Consider the following 14,844-nt stretch of genomic DNA (forward strand, 5'->3'; position numbering starts at 1 on the left):
ATTCACCGGCCTGATAAACGAGTACATCAAAATCTGCGAGAGAAACCTCAAGCAGCGGGGAGTCGATTTTACTAAAAGCAGCGCTCACTGTCCCGGCGAACCGAAACTCCAGATAGAGGACTGGGAATTGGACTACATCAATGACAAGCTCCACTGCATTTTTCCAGGATTGCAATTTGTGGAAGGTCGAGCAGATGGAGATTGCGAAAAAGATGATTAGCGCTCAACTTTCCCTGTTTGACACGGCTGCTGCAGAAATCGGTAGTTTTTACAAACCAGGCGATTTAGTAAAAATTCGCAAAGTGCCGGCGATCGCCAAACACGTCAAATGTGGCCACACTTACAAAATCCACGAAGTCGAGCCCAGTAACGGACTACTCAAATTTTGGAATCCATTCGCGAGCCAGTGGGATTACCTGCACCCCGAAGAAGTCAAGCTCGCTCTCGCCCCCACCGACAAAATTGATTCGCTAACACCCGTCGAGGTTGCTGTTAGCGAATCAACCGTGCCAACTTGTGGAACCGATACTGAGACTGGCATTGATGCTGTTATCGAATCAAACTCCCCGCTCGAAATTGATTCGGTAACAGACCCCATATCTATTTACAAACCAGGCGGCACGGCTCGCAGCGGGGAATATTACCGACTGTCTTACCGAGACGGCGACAGAGTAAGACACCAGCACATTCGCGGGGGCAACACCGATTCCCCGATCGCTCAGGCAAAAGTGCGGGAAGTGCGATCGCTTTTAGCGGCCGGAGTTTCCCCCGCCGAAATTTCCGCAACCCTTCGGAGTCATAACTCTCGAAATTTTTAAGCGCCTTTTGACTTTTTCTCTTTAAGCCGTTTGACCATATCTTTTAACTCCGGCTTCATATCACTTTTTTTAGGGTTAGTCCCCATCGCATCTTTTATCAAGAAAATATCGAGTGACTTGAGCTTAATAAGCTCATCTTTTTTTCTCAAAAATTCTTCCTTGATAGCGCCTTTGCCCGCAGCCTCTCGCCGTTGTTCTGTGGTTCCGGTAGAACCGCGACCGCTTGAACCTTTCCCACTGCTAGAGGTACTTCTCCCGCCTGATGCTTTAGCCATTTTTTAAAGCCTCGTTTATTGATATTTGCCCAGGTTTAAACTGCCATCGCACAATCGGAATCTTGCTCGGTGCGAGCATTTTGCCCAAAACTTCCTCCACTTGATTATCGGTTTTTAGTCCCGATACTTTGAGCTTTTTCGGTTCAGCTTTGCCAAATCCTTTATGACCTTCGTAAATAGTAAAGCAAACTGGGAGTTCTTCTGGCACAGGCTCCGGCTCAATCCCGATCGAATCCGCGACAAATTCAACCTTGCGGCTTGTTTCCGCAAGTGTACTCATAATTTGAACAAGCTGCATTATCGCAGCCACCTCAAAACGTTGGGTACTGTTCCCATCGCTCATGCTTTCTGCCATCATCTCATACATATTGGATGCCCAAGCGGTAGCATTAGTGCTTTGCCACTCACTCCCCAAAGGTTTACTTTTAGGATTGATTATCAATCCATTTGCCAACATCCGAAATAGTGCCTGAGTGATTGCATAGTAGTCAACACAATTATCATTCCCAGTTCCTCCTGGTACAAGGAAAGCGTTACTAACGGGGAATTTATTTTTTTTAAGCTTAGCGATTCCGAGGTATTTATACATTTCTCGGATTTGTTCACAGCAGTCATTCATAGGAGTAAAGTGTTGGGGATAATTGGGTAAATTTACAGGTAAAAGAGGAGAAACAACAGGAGGAGGAACGTATCCACCCGGACAAGGGGGAGCTGGAAATATTTCTAATATTTCTATACTGTAATCATAAGGAGAGCCATACCAGGGATTAATTCCTCTACTTGTATCTTTGTGGTAATATTTTTTTCGCTTATAATTTATTTTATATTTTACGTGAGCATCGTACTTGCCAAGCGTAAAAGTGTTGGATGTACTATTAATCAAAGAGTGGCCGATTATATTTTTAGATTTTTGCCAGTGCCAGTTGCCACAATAATTTAAATATTCAATAGTTTCTACACCATTTTGAAAATAGCCACCTGGATAGCTCCATCTTTCACACTCTTTGATATCGGCAGCCGTGAGATCTGTATAAATCCCTTGCGGCACTATATTGTACAGGCCTGGCCCCGCCGGATTAGCATAATAATGAGGATTATAAGTTTCCCGCCGACGCAATATTAAATATGTCTCTAACGCTTGTTCGATTGGAGATAACGTCCACGCTATGAATTGATTGATTAATTCACCCTTACTATTCCAATTTCCGTGATAGGCCGCCAAAAACATATCATCATCTTTGCACGATTTAGTGACTGTAAATACTCCTGCATTAGCAAGCCCTGGCGTATAAGGTGTTGGTGCGGGTGTTGGAGTTGGAGTTGGAGTTGGAGTTACCGATGGTGTTGGAGTTGTGATACCCGGATCAGGCTCAAACTTTACACACAATTCCCCTCCTGGCACACCATAGCAAAGTGATAATGATTTCTTGCCATCGGGTGACACCGCTACTTCAATTTTTGCCCCCGCTACACTGATAGATCCTTTTATTCCTTCATCTTCATCAATGCTGGCGCTTCCTCCCGTACCAGCAATGTTGATACCCGCTTCAGCGCCTTTTATTGATATTTTCCCGTCCGGGCTGTAGCCGATTTTACCTCCAATATTTACCCCTAATTTCCCCCTGGTACTACCAATCTCAGCGCCAATTCCGAGAGTCCGGTTTGTAGCATCAGCTTCAATTTTGATACCTTGCTGTCCGAGTAGTCCGTCAATTCCTGCGGTTAGTTTGCCTGTGGCTTTAATCCCCCCAGCACTACCCAATCCACGTTCTGCGGATATGTTTAATCCCTGCAATGGATTAGTTGATTCACTCGGATTACTCCCATTAGATCTGCCTTCAGATGGTTTTGATAAATTGGGCTGTGGTTTTCTCAAGTTTGGGGGCATAAATAAATAAATATTACTTTGTTAATTAGTATAAAAAATCAGCACTGAAAAAGATTTATTCAAAAGATAGCCGCTATTCCCCGGAGCAAGCATTAAGTTTACGCATAATGAATCGTGCCACACATCGTAGCTGTGTCCAATCGAGAAAGAATCGAAATCGCTTGGGATAGACGAATTCGGAAAGTGGCTAATACTAGGTAGCAACCCAATAATTTTATTTCCGTCTAAACCATGGATAGTTTGCAGTACGCCGCCTTCGGCCGAAGGCGTGATTCCAATAATTCTTTTTATTTTCAAGGCAACATTGTCACCAAATTTCGCAAATCCTGTAAAGCTAGGCGAGTCAAGAGGAGCTTTTAAAGCTAAAGCATTGGTGATGGTACTTGCAAAATTGGCATCATTATTGAGTGCTGCTGCTAATTCAATCAGTGTATTTAAAGCGCCGGGTGCACCCCCGACTAAATCTACAATTGCCTGGTCAATTTGTTGGGGTGTTGCAAATCGGGATTGTGGAATAGTTTGTATAGTACCTGTAGAAGTATCCCTACCAAGTACCACGCCAGCGGGTACATTTGTTAATCTATTTTCTAAAGCTAATTCTAATGCTGCTAATCGAGCATTAAAAATATCCATATTGTTTTTTTTTGCGATCGTGATGGTCACTCCCAGTTCAATACCGATTGAATCAGTGGTTTTTAGTAATCCGTTCCCATAGTCAATTAATTGAATTGCAATAGCGTCACTTTTTTCTAAAATGCGAACCGTATTTTTTGCTAAGTAAGGCTGCATTAAATCAAAATAATCTTTGCGTCCTCTATTCACTAAAATTACTTCAGCTTTTTCTTGCCAAGCCCCGGTATTATTTTTGCGTCCCAGTATTTGTAATCCTATTTTCTGGCTCTTGTTTTCAGCAGCGGTAAATAGGGCCATTTTTTCCGCCTCTGATTCGTCACCATCAAATTCCGGGATAACCGCTGGCAAGAAAGACTTGAAGTTCAGATTGCACATCCAAGCTTCAAGGTAAATCCCTACTCGCTCATCGGTGTCGAAAGCCATGTCTCTGAAATGCCCTAACTCGATAATTGAATTAGCTACGTAGGTACTATTTAATGTTGTTGAAAAAGTTCTAGTGATTGTGTCCATAGTATTTAAGTGTATTTTCTGACTTACCCGCCCGTGTTAGGCGGCTATTTGTAAAAATGAAGGTAAAAGCTAAGTCATCACAACAAATTCATTAAACCCATCAAGTGCGCCTTCTTTAAATCCTTTCAGAAAATTACCCAAATCTGCGTTAGTTTCGGTAATTTTTTCAATCTTGTCGTCAATTTTTTGATTAATTACAAACGATTGTCCGTCTTGTAATCCCCAGTTGGCAATTTTATCATCAATCGCTTTGATGCCTGTTCGCACTTTTTCTCGCACAAGCTTTCTTATATTCATGTACCCAATTTTAGCGGCTAGATTTCGAGCATATCGAATAAAAGCATTTGCAAGATTTGACAACTCATCAATCAATTCCTCAGTTATATTATTTCCCGTATCTTGCTCAGCTTGAATTGCTACGGCCGCAGCACCCGTAATATTTATTTTTAGTTTAGGATTACTTTTCCCACCACCTAAAAACATTCCTACAAACAACCTTGCCACGCTTTCGCCGAAAGTATTTATAAATGAACTATGCACTGCTTGCAACTCCGCAAGAATCGAATTATCGGATTGAAGCCAATCAATATTGAGAACTGTGTTTGTGGTTCCTACGATTGCCTGCTGAAGGGTAGGCAACATTGCGTTAAGTGCAACCCCTCCAAGCTTGACACTGCCTAATGCAGACCACATTGATGCAATTCCACCGCTAGCAAGGGCAGTTAGTCCTGTTGCACTACCGATAAACCATCCGGCCACGGCAACCGCCGCACCGCCCGCTAAAAAACCTAGCGGATCGTCTTTCATCCATTGACCAAACAATCCCCAGTCACCTCGTGCGATCGCAGCCAGTAACTCCTTTCCTCCTTCCCATATCTTTTTCCCAAATTCAACAACCGTTTGCACTCCCTTTTTGATAGCTCCCCAAACTTGCGATGCCGTGTTCTGCAACCACTTGCCAGGATTGACGCCTTCAGTTGAAAAAGCTAACGCGCTATTGTCAATCGTTACTCCCCACGTTTTTATTTCAGCCATTTGATTTCTGTTGCTTGTAGTTGTCTAATTGCTGTTTTAAATTTGTTGCTTCTCTTTCAAGCGCAGCAAGTTGTATTTCCAACCTATTTATCTCTGCTTGCTTCTCCATCCACTGTTGATAAACCTCTCGATAAGCCTTACTATCTTTACTTTTCACGTTATTAGCCACTCCGTCGCTGATTCAATTATCGAACCATTTGCACCCATACTAACTGCGTAGGGGAGAATAATTCTCCCACTATACTCAAGGGAATTGTAATCAAAATTTAAGGTGCAGTTAGTTAAGCTGTTCGGATTTTTTGAGTTCTGATTTTGCCAAAAAACAATGTAGTTTACTACATCAATAAAATACTGACTCAAAGTAGTAGATTTTATTGTCCCGGTTGGCGAACCAGCACTAAAAGTAAGTGTCGGCAAGTAAAGTTCAGCACTGTCAGAAAAGATACCCGTTGAAGCGTTGTAAGCAACACTACCGGGCAACGTAAAATCCCCTTCTAAGATAAAATCATCACTTTTGGTAATGTTGAATCTTTGTGTTGCAAGTCCTTTTTCTGCACTGTTAATCAAGTGTATCAACTGCCAAAGCTGACCTTCTATGGTAGTGGCGTTTATTGTTGCGCTTGTTCCTGCTGTTACTGTTGCCATATTTTACCTTCATTTTTACGAATAGCCGCCTAACACGGGCGGCTAAGCCTAGAAATAGACACAAAGACTAACTAACTACCTTTAACCTTGGTGGCTAATGCGATCGCAAAGCCAAACAAGGTAGTAGCCAGGGTAGTTAAATTTACGGGAGCATCGCCATCTATTTTTAAGCCGATCGACAGTGACGCAAAAGTAACCCCAACGGCGCTCACGCAAAGACAAAACATCAAAAAACGAAATACGTAGCGGTCAATCTCAAGCATCTTCTATTGTCCATCCCGTCCGCTTAGGTATATTTTCCTCTGGAAACCCCGCACGTTCGTGAATTACGCCTTGACGTATAAGTACAGCTTTAATGTCTCGAACATCACACTTGAGAGTTCCAAATTCAGTTAAAAGGTGGTCAATGTTTTGTCGTAGCTTCCTCCCTTCAGTAAAACTACTTTTTTCAACTTGAATTTGAAGTTTTTCGAGTTTGGAGCTGTATTGCCACATTGCGAAAGCAAAACCGCCCGCCGCTGCGCCCCCGCCACCACCGATAACCAAAATTGTAATCTCTAGTAATTCTTTTGGTGTCACGTTAATTTATTTCTCCGGTATACTCCCAAACCGCTAAGTTGCCAGTATCAGCAATGTACGTATACAAGTCAAAAGACAAGCTATACGTTGCTTGCATACTAAACAAATGCAATTGTGGCTCCCCGATGATACATTTTTTCGGGAAGTTTACAATTGCATCTTGACCACCACCAACTACTAACCCGGTGCTAATTTTTTGGAGGATTTGTCCACCCGATCGCCCAAAGTGAAAACCACTAGGAAAATTCAAAAAAGTAAGAATCGCGGGAGATGTCAAAAGGACAGGGCAAACTTGCCTAGGGAATGGATCTAATGTTTTCGTAATAGGCACAAACCAGACTTGATTCCACAAATTAGCGTTAGGTTTTAATTGAATCACGTAATTTATACAACCTTAGTTGCAATAACTTTGTCGTTGTATATTAATTGAGCATAGTTGCCTGTTCGTGTACCAATTGCAGCCGCCCCTGTAGTCCCAGTAATAAATGTATTAAATGATGCTTTGAGAGTTTTTAAGCTACTATCAGCAGGACCCGAAAAAGGAACAGTTACGCTGTCGTCAACGTGATCGACTACCCGCGTCCCCCAAGGAGTCATTTTAGTTGTAGGGGTAGCTTTTAAGCGTGTAAATCGAATGCGCGGAACTTGCTTGTGATTACCCTTAAACTTAACAGTGCTAGAGTTTGGCAACGCTGTTACTTCAGCAAGTGTAAATCCATTAAGCGCAGTAATTCCAGTGTTACTACTTAACCCTGTGCCAGCTTTTGCTGGTATTTCCATCTCTACGAATAAATTGTCGTTTTCAATTGACCTAAAATAAGCACTTGTTCCTGGTTGTTCCGGTGTGTACGTTGTAGGCGGCGCTGCAAGTTTTGCTGCTTCTCTTGCGGCTTCACGTTTTTTAGCAATGTCTAATCGGCGCTGCAATTCGTAGCTAGTGATAGGAGTACCCATTTGTGAAAATCCTTATTTGCTTTTTCACTTTGACAATAGCCACAAAATGCCTAAAAAAGTGGGTATTTTTGTACCGTGGAACCTTACGGGTTTCGTAGTATTTGGGCAGATACTTAAATTAAAATAGATTTGTGCAATACGACCTTATTTGCTTCCGTTAAACAGTTTTAACATGGCTAAAAATACTACTGACAAACGTCTTACTCTTGATAGTGATGAACCGTCGCTACTTTTTGCAATCGGTGATTTACTAGCTACGGGCGGCATTGATTTTGAAGAGTGGTGGCAAGAATTCTCGAAGCCGCCTAGCAACAAAATTAAAAAAGAATTAGAAGTTTGGACTAAACCTAAATTTGTTGAAATCACACCTAACAACAATAAAAACATTGGTAGATGGATTAAGTATTTTCCCGACAAGGATGACGAGAATACATTTTATACTTTATCGGGAACAAGTCGAGATTTGATATTTCATATAAACGCTATTGGGTATCAACAAGGCAAGGAAAATGAATCTGTTCCATCCAAAAACGGCAAGCCACTATTAAAGGGCTACCCTCGTATTAAGCTACTTTTTTACACGGAAGATGGAGTTAGATCCGAAAAAGGTATTAGGTGTGTTGGGTACAGCGACAACCCAGACATTGTTAAGCGTGGGCTGGCAAAGGCAATTAGTTCGGCAGATGTATTGAACTGGGCTAAAAAGATTAAAACTGTTTTTGGAGATACTAAATATTGCTGGAAAAAAGGCATAGAATGTGTAACCTACAGCGGTCAAATTGCCCGGTTGCAAGGGTTGGAGAATTGGGCGCTAGTGTTAAACAAAGCAGAAGGAGTCAAACTATTTACTTCTATGCTTAAAATTTTTGATGCTACACCTGACTTAAATGGATTTAGTTTGAGCGGGAAAACAAATAAAACTCAGTTTACAAAAAAATCTGATACTACTACGGTACTAGGTAAAAAAGTTAAGCTAGATTCAGAGCGCCCTGTAGTCGATTGTTATTTTTACTCTGCCGTTTTGCAATTGCCACTTTTAAAAAAGCCTGTTCCATTAGTCACTCGCAATGTAATTGTTTATAAGTAAGTTGTTTGCCAGATTAAGGCAAACACTAGGGTTTGCGATGTGTATTAAAGGTTATACCTTCTAAGCTACAGCAAAAAAAGTAACTTCGCTGTAAAAATGCTTACGACCACTCTACCTAGAAGAATAGGCTAGAATAAAAACAGTAAACTTACTAGAGAAGTTAATGATTCAAACCACTAAAGTTAGTGTCAATACTGCTAGCACTCTTGTTAGCGTCAGATTGCAAACCGAGGTCAATGAATTTACTAAAAATTATCTAAGAATTGAAGCAATACGGCGAAACGTAACAATGGGACAGTTACTAGATGAAATTATAAAACTGATCTGCAATCAAGGCGTAAGTGAAGACGTATCAAAAATTAACTCTTAATTGATACGGCAAATTGTTTGAATTTGACCTCGACTTTATCAGGGTTTTAGTTGCTTCAATTAGGAGGGTTATTTGATACGGGCAATTATTTATTGCAGAGTCAGCACGGACGATCAAAATTGCGATCGGCAAGAACGAGACTTAAGAGAGTTTGCTGATCGTGCTGGGTATGAAATTGTGGAAGTCATCCGCGAAACCGCCAGCGGTGCGAAAGCCGATCGGCCGGAGCGTAAAAAAATCATGGCGGCGGCTCAAGCTCGGAAAGTGTCGGCGGTGCTCGTGACCGAAGCTAGTAGATGGAGTCGGAGCACGATCGACTTATTGGGAACGCTTCGAGATTTGAACGCCTGGGGAGTGAGCTTGGTCACCTTGTCGGGAATTAGTTTGGATCTAAGCACGTCTCAAGGCAAATTGATGGCGGCTATACTTTCAGCCATTGCCGAGTTTGAACGCGACCTGATTCGCGAGCGGGTAAAGTCTGGGATTGCATCTGCAAAATCTAAAGGGCGGAAATTTGGACGGCCGCGATTGTCGGAAAGTGCGATCGCCTTTGTGTACGAATTGCGGGCCCAGGGTAAAAGTTATTCGCAAATTGCGACCGTTAGCGGTGTTAGTCGGACAAAGGTATATCAGCTTTGTCGTACCGCCGCAAGCAAGCGTAAAAGTGCAACTGCTAACTAATTAACAGAGAAATTAAAATGAATCATCACTTAATTTTTACAATGGTATTAGCTCAATCTTCAGAGCTAATTTATGGCAATTTGGAATTATGTTATCCCGATGGCAATGCGATCGACTATCTGGCTACTTCCGGTTGTGCTGACTACCAGCGGCCGGGTGATGAATGGGTAAGAGGGAAAGGCCCGATTCCAGCCGGCGAGTACGAAATACCAACCGAGGGTTATTGGTTGGACACGCGCGGAGTTGAAGGGCTGTTTTTTCATATCACGCCTGACCCAGTAGTATCTATTCACGGGATGCGCGCGGAGTTGGGAATACATTTTGACGCCAATGTGCCGGGTACTGCTGGCTGTATTGGAGTAGTTCGGCAATTTGGTTGGCGCCGTTTGTGCGATCGGCTCGCGTCGATCGCAAATTTAGGTATTAAATCCTTGCCACTAATGGTGAAGTATTAGCTTTAAAACACTATATGTAGTGTTGCGATGAAGCTGCATTAACACTATATATGGTGTTTCTTAATCCCTGATAGGGTTTTGTGTGGTAGTACTAGCGTGTAAGACTGCCCTTTTTTCAATCCCTGATAAAGAAACACTGGGAGGCTGACATCCCCCAAGACTTGTACAGCGCAAGGTTATTGCCAGCCACAAGCATTTTAACATCATCCTTGGGGATTCCATCCAGTTAATTAATGAGGCAGGATCGCGCTGCGCTGCGGCGACATTGACTTGTTTGTAACCGTATTCTCCGATCGCGATCGCAGGTCTGGCAAGAGTATCACTTGCAGCCGTCGAGAAGCCACCATTCGGTGCATCTGACCATTGCATCACGGTGCGAACGCTGTCTCGACCTTCCAGCGAAAGGTCATCGCCCATGCCAATTTCTTCGCCATAGCGCAGCATGGGTGTACCAGGCAGCGTGAACAGCAAGCTGTAGATTAGTTCAATCCGGCGGCGAGATCCTCCCATCATCGGTGGTAAGCGACGACGAATCCCGCGCCCGAAAATTTGCATAGTTTTCTCAGGGGCAAACGCTGCAAAAATTTCCTCTCGTTCCGATGAAGTAATGCGGTCTAGCGTCAGTTCATCATGGTGGCGCACAAAATTAAGCCACTGACAAATATCAGGAATATCCGGTAAGGTTTTTAGTCCATCGCGCAGCGCTGTGGATTCTTGACGCGCCAGGGCTAAAAACAGATGCTGGTTCAGCAAAAAGTTGAACAGGATGTGCATTCTGTCGCCCTTATCAAAGTAGATAGAAATTTGCTCGCGATCGACATTTGCTTCTGCCAGCAACACTGCATCACCCTGACGCGATGACACAAAATCTCTCATTTCCTCCAAGAAACCTCGCAGGCTTTCGGGGTCTGCACCTTCAATGCCAATTCCTTTAATTAAAAAGGGAACAGCATCAATGCGAAATCCAGACACACCTAGTTCTAGCCAAAAACCCATAATTTTGCAGATTTCTTCTCGTACCGCCGGATTGCCAATATTCAAATCTGGCTGTTCTTTATAGAAGTGATGCAAATAGTAAGCGTTTGCTTGTTCGTCGTACTCCCAAATACTGTCCTCAGCATCGGGAAACACCAGCAATTCTGGATCAGTTTTGGGTGGATTTTCTGACCACACGTAGTAATTGCGATACTTGGAGTTTTTATCGCTTTTGGCTGCCACAAACCAAGGATGCTGATTGGACGTATGATTTACTACCAGATCGATGAGCACGCGAATTCCTCGTTCCCTTGCTTGGTGCATGAACTCGACAAAATCTCCCAGGGTTCCGAGTCTCGGATCAATGTTGTAGTAATCCATCACGTCATAACCGTTGTCCCGGTTAGGGGAAGGATAAAACGGCAGCAACCACAAACAAGTAATTCCTAGCCCGGATAAATAGTCTAGGCGGTTGATAAGTCCCTGAAAGTCGCCGACACCATTGCCGTCCGAGTCCATGAAGGTTTCAACATCGAGGGAGTAGACAATTGCGTTTTTATACCAGAGGTCTTTCATATCAGTAAATTTCTTAATAGAGAAACGGTGTAACATGGCTGTGTTCAGAAACTGCCACAGGGCTATTTAGGAAGCTGAATTCCACGGCTATAGCTCATCCTTCGGAAGATAATTCTAAGTCGTATTTGTACCCATTAAAAATATATCAATATAACGATATATTAAACATCTACCAAGATAATACATTACGTTTTTTCAATTAAAAAACGGTCGATCCGGCTGACTACAGTTAGCAGGAGCGATCGCTAGGAATTTCCGATTCGATGTTCATCAAAATAGCCAATTAGTTTAGCTTGTAGCTGCACTGCCTTCGCTCTCTTTCGCCAAGACAGTGCACCAGCATAAACATTAGTTAAATCTGCCAGCGCTTGTAAGTGATGACGGCATAGGAGTTGTGTTTGCCTTGAGCGATCGCCAATGCTGCGAACTACTCCTCTACCCAATTGAGTAACCCAAGAGAAGTAACAGCTCCAAAAAAGTGAGCGCCAATCAGATTGACGTTTGCCATCGTCACAAAAATATCTAGGGAACGAATCACATTTTCTGGCGAATAAGCTGTCATCGCTTGGGGTTGACTAAGAGTTTTTGCGAGGACTAAAGCAACTGTTTCTTCAGAAGCAACAAAGGCGATTAATACCCCCACCAAACTAGAAACTAATCCAATCCGTAAGGTGTGAGTAATATGTTCTTTGCTGGGATAGACCTGGGAATTTTCGGCGTGCAAAAGTCGGCCTAAAAGCCTATAGCGAAAGTCCCAAAATATTCTAAAGCACAGCAATAACAGACCAACTATTGCTAAAAATACCCCGAAACCAATACCTGCATTATTGGTTTGTTCGCTCATGTTGCGACCCAACATAGCAAATAATAAAACAATGCCGGAAACAGCACCCAAGAATAACTGTATCCAGAAGCTAAATCTACTAAACAAGCGAAAAGTTGCGACGAATTCAGTTTGGGTCAGCGGTTGCGACAAGGGTTCTGGTTGATTAAGTTGATTCATTATATACACCTTATTGCTGAATTGATCGTGAAAGCAAACGACGTAAAAAATAGGTTCTGCTTGTCTTCCTGTCGCAAGCGATCGCCTTGTGGTTAGCTATTAGAGCTTTCCTGAAAAGTCAGTTAAGGGCAGGACAGGATGCCGGATGTTTGGGAACCGAATTCGGCAATTTCCGGTAAATAAAAGGTTGAACTCAACACAGCCACTGCCGTTGTGGTTGATTGGATTTTCCTCAAATCCTCCCGGTTCTGAACAATCAACTTCTTGCGACACTGGGGATTTAGAGTCTTAAAAATCGAGTTAGGCAAAACGTCTCTTGTTTCTGTTCACCATCTCAAAATCTTGCTTCTATCTCCATTTAATCTAACTAGCCAGACCTTGCCATCTGTCTGATGCCATAAGAAAATATCCCCCTGATGGAAGATGATTGAGGAAAAAGTTATGATACAGCTTTGAGTTAAGTGCGATCAATCGCACTATTGGCGATCGATGATTGATTCCCAACATCGGCACGGGGGCGCATCCATTCTTACAACATCCATAAGCTAGTTAGGGCAGCTATTCCAGATTCCCAACTATTGATATGCGAGTTGGGAGCTATTCGTTGCAAGCAAGATTACCCGGACATTTTTTTATCACCTTCCGAGTATTGACCATTTAACCCAACAAATTAAAACGATTTTTATGTGAACAAATTCGCATATTAATCTGTTATAGCAATCCTTGCAGTAGTCATAAATATTTTACCTCACCCCAACCTTCCCCGCGAGTTCGGGGAGGCAGTAATAAATTCAATGATTTACGCTTTGTATATTACAACTATTATTGCTTTGTTTGGCAAGTGATACTGCTTTGTGTCAACGGACTTGTGGCATTTATATGCGCTTTTATTCCCTATATCGGCGAATTTTTAAGCGTAATTTTAGTAGGGCTGTTTTTATTAGAGTAGCATTAAAACAGGTGAGGTGTGGTTGCTATATTTCCTAATTAAACAAATTGCAGCAGGAAATTTTGTCACCCCTATCCTTATGAAAAAGCCGGGATATTTGCTTTCCAATTACACATTAGCATTCTAGACAGCATTTAGATTTGTATTGGTTTTTTGGGAATTATTTTTAGCACCACCATTCTAATTGTTATTAAAACTTTGGTTAAAGAAGTTTGAATCAAAGATATACTAGACTGCTGGTCTACTGCTCCATCAGGGAAGCTATCTCTTAGCCCATAAAGCGAGATTTGTCAAGGCTAATAAATGTGAGATTTATCACTCAATCAACCGCTGACACTCCCGCTCAAGACAGATGAAAAAAATATCTAAATAAGCTAATTATTAAGTTAATAAATGATAATATAAATCGTTTGTTTAAGAACTCAGTTAACTGGAAAGGAATGCACCATTGCCTATGCCAGCAGTCGTTAACAACTAAAGTATAAAAAATATGAAACGGGACAACTCACCCACCGACAGCATTAAAGACTCAATTGGACAGGCAGCTTCTCATCCCTGGTTTGAGCGACTGGCAAGATTGGGATATGCTTCCAAAGGCTTAGTTTACTTTATTGTCGGTTTTTTAGCAGCACAAGCAGCCTTTAGTATGGGCGGCCGGACAACAGATACTAGCGGTGCATTATCAGAAATTGTTAACCAACCCTTCGGTAAATTTCTGCTATTTCTTGTAACGATTGGCATTATTGGTTATGCCCTTTGGCGTATCGTTCAGACAATTCTAGACCCAGAACACCAAGGACAGAAAATGGATGCCAAGCGAATTGCCCAACGCATTGGCTACGCCTTAAGTGCTTTAGCTTACGCAGGTTTGGCTTTAACGGCTGTAAAACTGATAATGGGTTCGGGCCGTAGTAATAGCAATACAACGGAAGATTTGACAGCCCAAATTTTAGCGCAACCGTTTGGACAATGGCTGGTAGGATTGGCGGGATCAATTGTTATTGGTGTAGGCTTTTCTTATTTCTACGAAGCATATAAAGCCAAATTTCGCCGCCATTTCAAGCTAGATGAAATGAGCCCAACCGAGCAAAAGTTGGCGACACGGTTGGGCCGATTTGGAATAGCTGCCCGTGGAATTGTTTTCGTTATAATTGGTTTTTTCTTAATTCAAGCAGCAAGGCTCTCGGATGCCAGTCAAACGAAGGGATTGGGCGAGGTGTTGGCAATTGTGGCACAACAGCCTTTTAGTCCAGTGATTTTGGCTCTAGTACCTTTGGGTTTAATTGCCTATGGCATCTACTCGGTAATTGAAGCTCGCTATCGGCGAATTTTCCACTCATAAGCTTGCTCGTTATACAGAAAGTTATGAATTTTGAGTCCAAGATTATTTGGGGTGAATTAAAAACTTATC

At 42.5% G+C, this 14,844-nt stretch carries 17 protein-coding genes and 1 pseudogene; 6 read left to right on the forward strand and 12 right to left on the reverse strand.

The features are described 5' to 3' along the window. Both QUA10_RS05750 and QUA10_RS05755 read left to right on the forward strand, forming a co-directional pair. Nucleotides 1–220: pseudogene (locus QUA10_RS05750) on the forward strand (hypothetical protein); the annotation flags it as partial. Further along, nucleotides 195–818, forward strand: coding sequence for a hypothetical protein (locus QUA10_RS05755; RefSeq protein WP_333086194.1), 624 nt, complete (start codon nt 195–197; stop codon nt 816–818). The pseudogene QUA10_RS05750 and the gene QUA10_RS05755, both read left to right, overlap by 26 nt. Here QUA10_RS05755 and QUA10_RS05760 read toward each other — a convergent pair. The 10 genes from QUA10_RS05760 to QUA10_RS05805 all read right to left on the reverse strand — a co-directional run bounded on the left by QUA10_RS05760 (nt 815) and on the right by QUA10_RS05805 (nt 7,337). Then, nucleotides 815–1,093 carry a hypothetical protein gene (locus tag QUA10_RS05760; protein WP_333085955.1) on the reverse strand — a complete coding sequence of 93 codons (279 nt, stop codon included), beginning with the start codon at nt 1,091–1,093 and terminating at the stop codon, nt 815–817. The two genes, QUA10_RS05755 and QUA10_RS05760, sit on opposite strands and share 4 nt — an antisense overlap. After that, nucleotides 1,086–2,888, reverse strand: coding sequence for a hypothetical protein (locus QUA10_RS05765; protein ID WP_333086195.1), 1,803 nt, complete (start codon nt 2,886–2,888; stop codon nt 1,086–1,088). The genes QUA10_RS05760 and QUA10_RS05765 overlap by 8 nt, the downstream gene beginning before the upstream one ends. A gap of 114 nt (nt 2,889–3,002) precedes the next feature. Further along, nucleotides 3,003–4,124, reverse strand: coding sequence for a hypothetical protein (locus QUA10_RS05770; RefSeq protein ID WP_333081819.1), 1,122 nt, complete (start codon nt 4,122–4,124; stop codon nt 3,003–3,005). Nucleotides 4,125–4,193: 69 nt separating this feature from the next. After that, entirely contained in the window at nt 4,194–5,159 is a 966-nt protein-coding gene (locus QUA10_RS05775; protein WP_333081820.1) for a hypothetical protein, read from the reverse strand. Further along, a complete protein-coding gene (locus QUA10_RS05780; RefSeq protein WP_333081821.1) occupies nt 5,152–5,316 on the reverse strand; it encodes a hypothetical protein in 165 nt (54 codons plus the stop codon). The genes QUA10_RS05775 and QUA10_RS05780 overlap by 8 nt, the downstream gene beginning before the upstream one ends. Continuing rightward, on the reverse strand, nt 5,313–5,804 hold the full coding sequence (locus tag QUA10_RS05785) for a hypothetical protein (RefSeq protein ID WP_333081822.1): 492 nt from the start codon (nt 5,802–5,804) through the stop codon (nt 5,313–5,315). The genes QUA10_RS05780 and QUA10_RS05785 overlap by 4 nt, the downstream gene beginning before the upstream one ends. A gap of 71 nt (nt 5,805–5,875) precedes the next feature. Further along, entirely contained in the window at nt 5,876–6,067 is a 192-nt protein-coding gene (locus QUA10_RS05790) for a hypothetical protein (protein WP_333081823.1), read from the reverse strand. Further along, a complete protein-coding gene (locus QUA10_RS05795) occupies nt 6,060–6,383 on the reverse strand; it encodes a hypothetical protein (RefSeq protein ID WP_333081824.1) in 324 nt (107 codons plus the stop codon). Before QUA10_RS05795 ends, QUA10_RS05790 begins: the two co-directional genes overlap by 8 nt. Nucleotide 6,384: 1 nt before the next feature. Beyond that, entirely contained in the window at nt 6,385–6,633 is a 249-nt protein-coding gene (locus tag QUA10_RS05800; RefSeq protein WP_333086196.1) for a hypothetical protein, read from the reverse strand. A gap of 134 nt (nt 6,634–6,767) precedes the next feature. Beyond that, on the reverse strand, nt 6,768–7,337 hold the full coding sequence (locus tag QUA10_RS05805; protein WP_333081825.1) for a hypothetical protein: 570 nt from the start codon (nt 7,335–7,337) through the stop codon (nt 6,768–6,770). A 172-nt stretch (nt 7,338–7,509) separates the two neighbouring features. Here QUA10_RS05805 and QUA10_RS05810 point away from each other — a divergent pair, with 172 nt between their 5' ends. The 3 genes from QUA10_RS05810 (at nt 7,510) to QUA10_RS05820 (ending at nt 9,930) form a co-directional block, all read left to right on the forward strand. Beyond that, entirely contained in the window at nt 7,510–8,424 is a 915-nt protein-coding gene (locus tag QUA10_RS05810; RefSeq protein WP_333081826.1) for a hypothetical protein, read from the forward strand. Between the two features lie 442 nt (nt 8,425–8,866). Then, a complete protein-coding gene (locus QUA10_RS05815; RefSeq protein WP_333081827.1) occupies nt 8,867–9,475 on the forward strand; it encodes a recombinase family protein in 609 nt (202 codons plus the stop codon). 17 nt (nt 9,476–9,492) lie between these two features. After that, a complete protein-coding gene (locus QUA10_RS05820) occupies nt 9,493–9,930 on the forward strand; it encodes a hypothetical protein (RefSeq protein ID WP_333081828.1) in 438 nt (145 codons plus the stop codon). Nucleotides 9,931–9,990: 60 nt separating this feature from the next. Here the strand turns inward: QUA10_RS05820 and QUA10_RS05825 are convergent, their stop codons facing one another. Further along, the gene (locus QUA10_RS05825) at nt 9,991–11,481 is read right to left on the reverse strand and encodes an alpha-amylase family protein (protein ID WP_333081829.1); all 1,491 of its coding nucleotides are present in this window, start codon (nt 11,479–11,481) and stop codon (nt 9,991–9,993) included. Between the two features lie 427 nt (nt 11,482–11,908). Continuing rightward, entirely contained in the window at nt 11,909–12,484 is a 576-nt protein-coding gene (locus QUA10_RS05830; protein WP_333081830.1) for a DUF3611 family protein, read from the reverse strand. A gap of 1,439 nt (nt 12,485–13,923) precedes the next feature. Here QUA10_RS05830 and QUA10_RS05835 point away from each other — a divergent pair. Continuing rightward, nucleotides 13,924–14,775 carry a DUF1206 domain-containing protein gene (locus QUA10_RS05835; RefSeq protein WP_333081831.1) on the forward strand — a complete coding sequence of 284 codons (852 nt, stop codon included), beginning with the start codon at nt 13,924–13,926 and terminating at the stop codon, nt 14,773–14,775. The last annotated feature ends 69 nt before the right edge of the window (nt 14,776–14,844 follow it).

Source organism: Microcoleus sp. Pol8_D6, from assembly GCF_036700965.1.
GTDB lineage: Bacteria > Cyanobacteriota > Cyanobacteriia > Cyanobacteriales > Microcoleaceae > Microcoleus.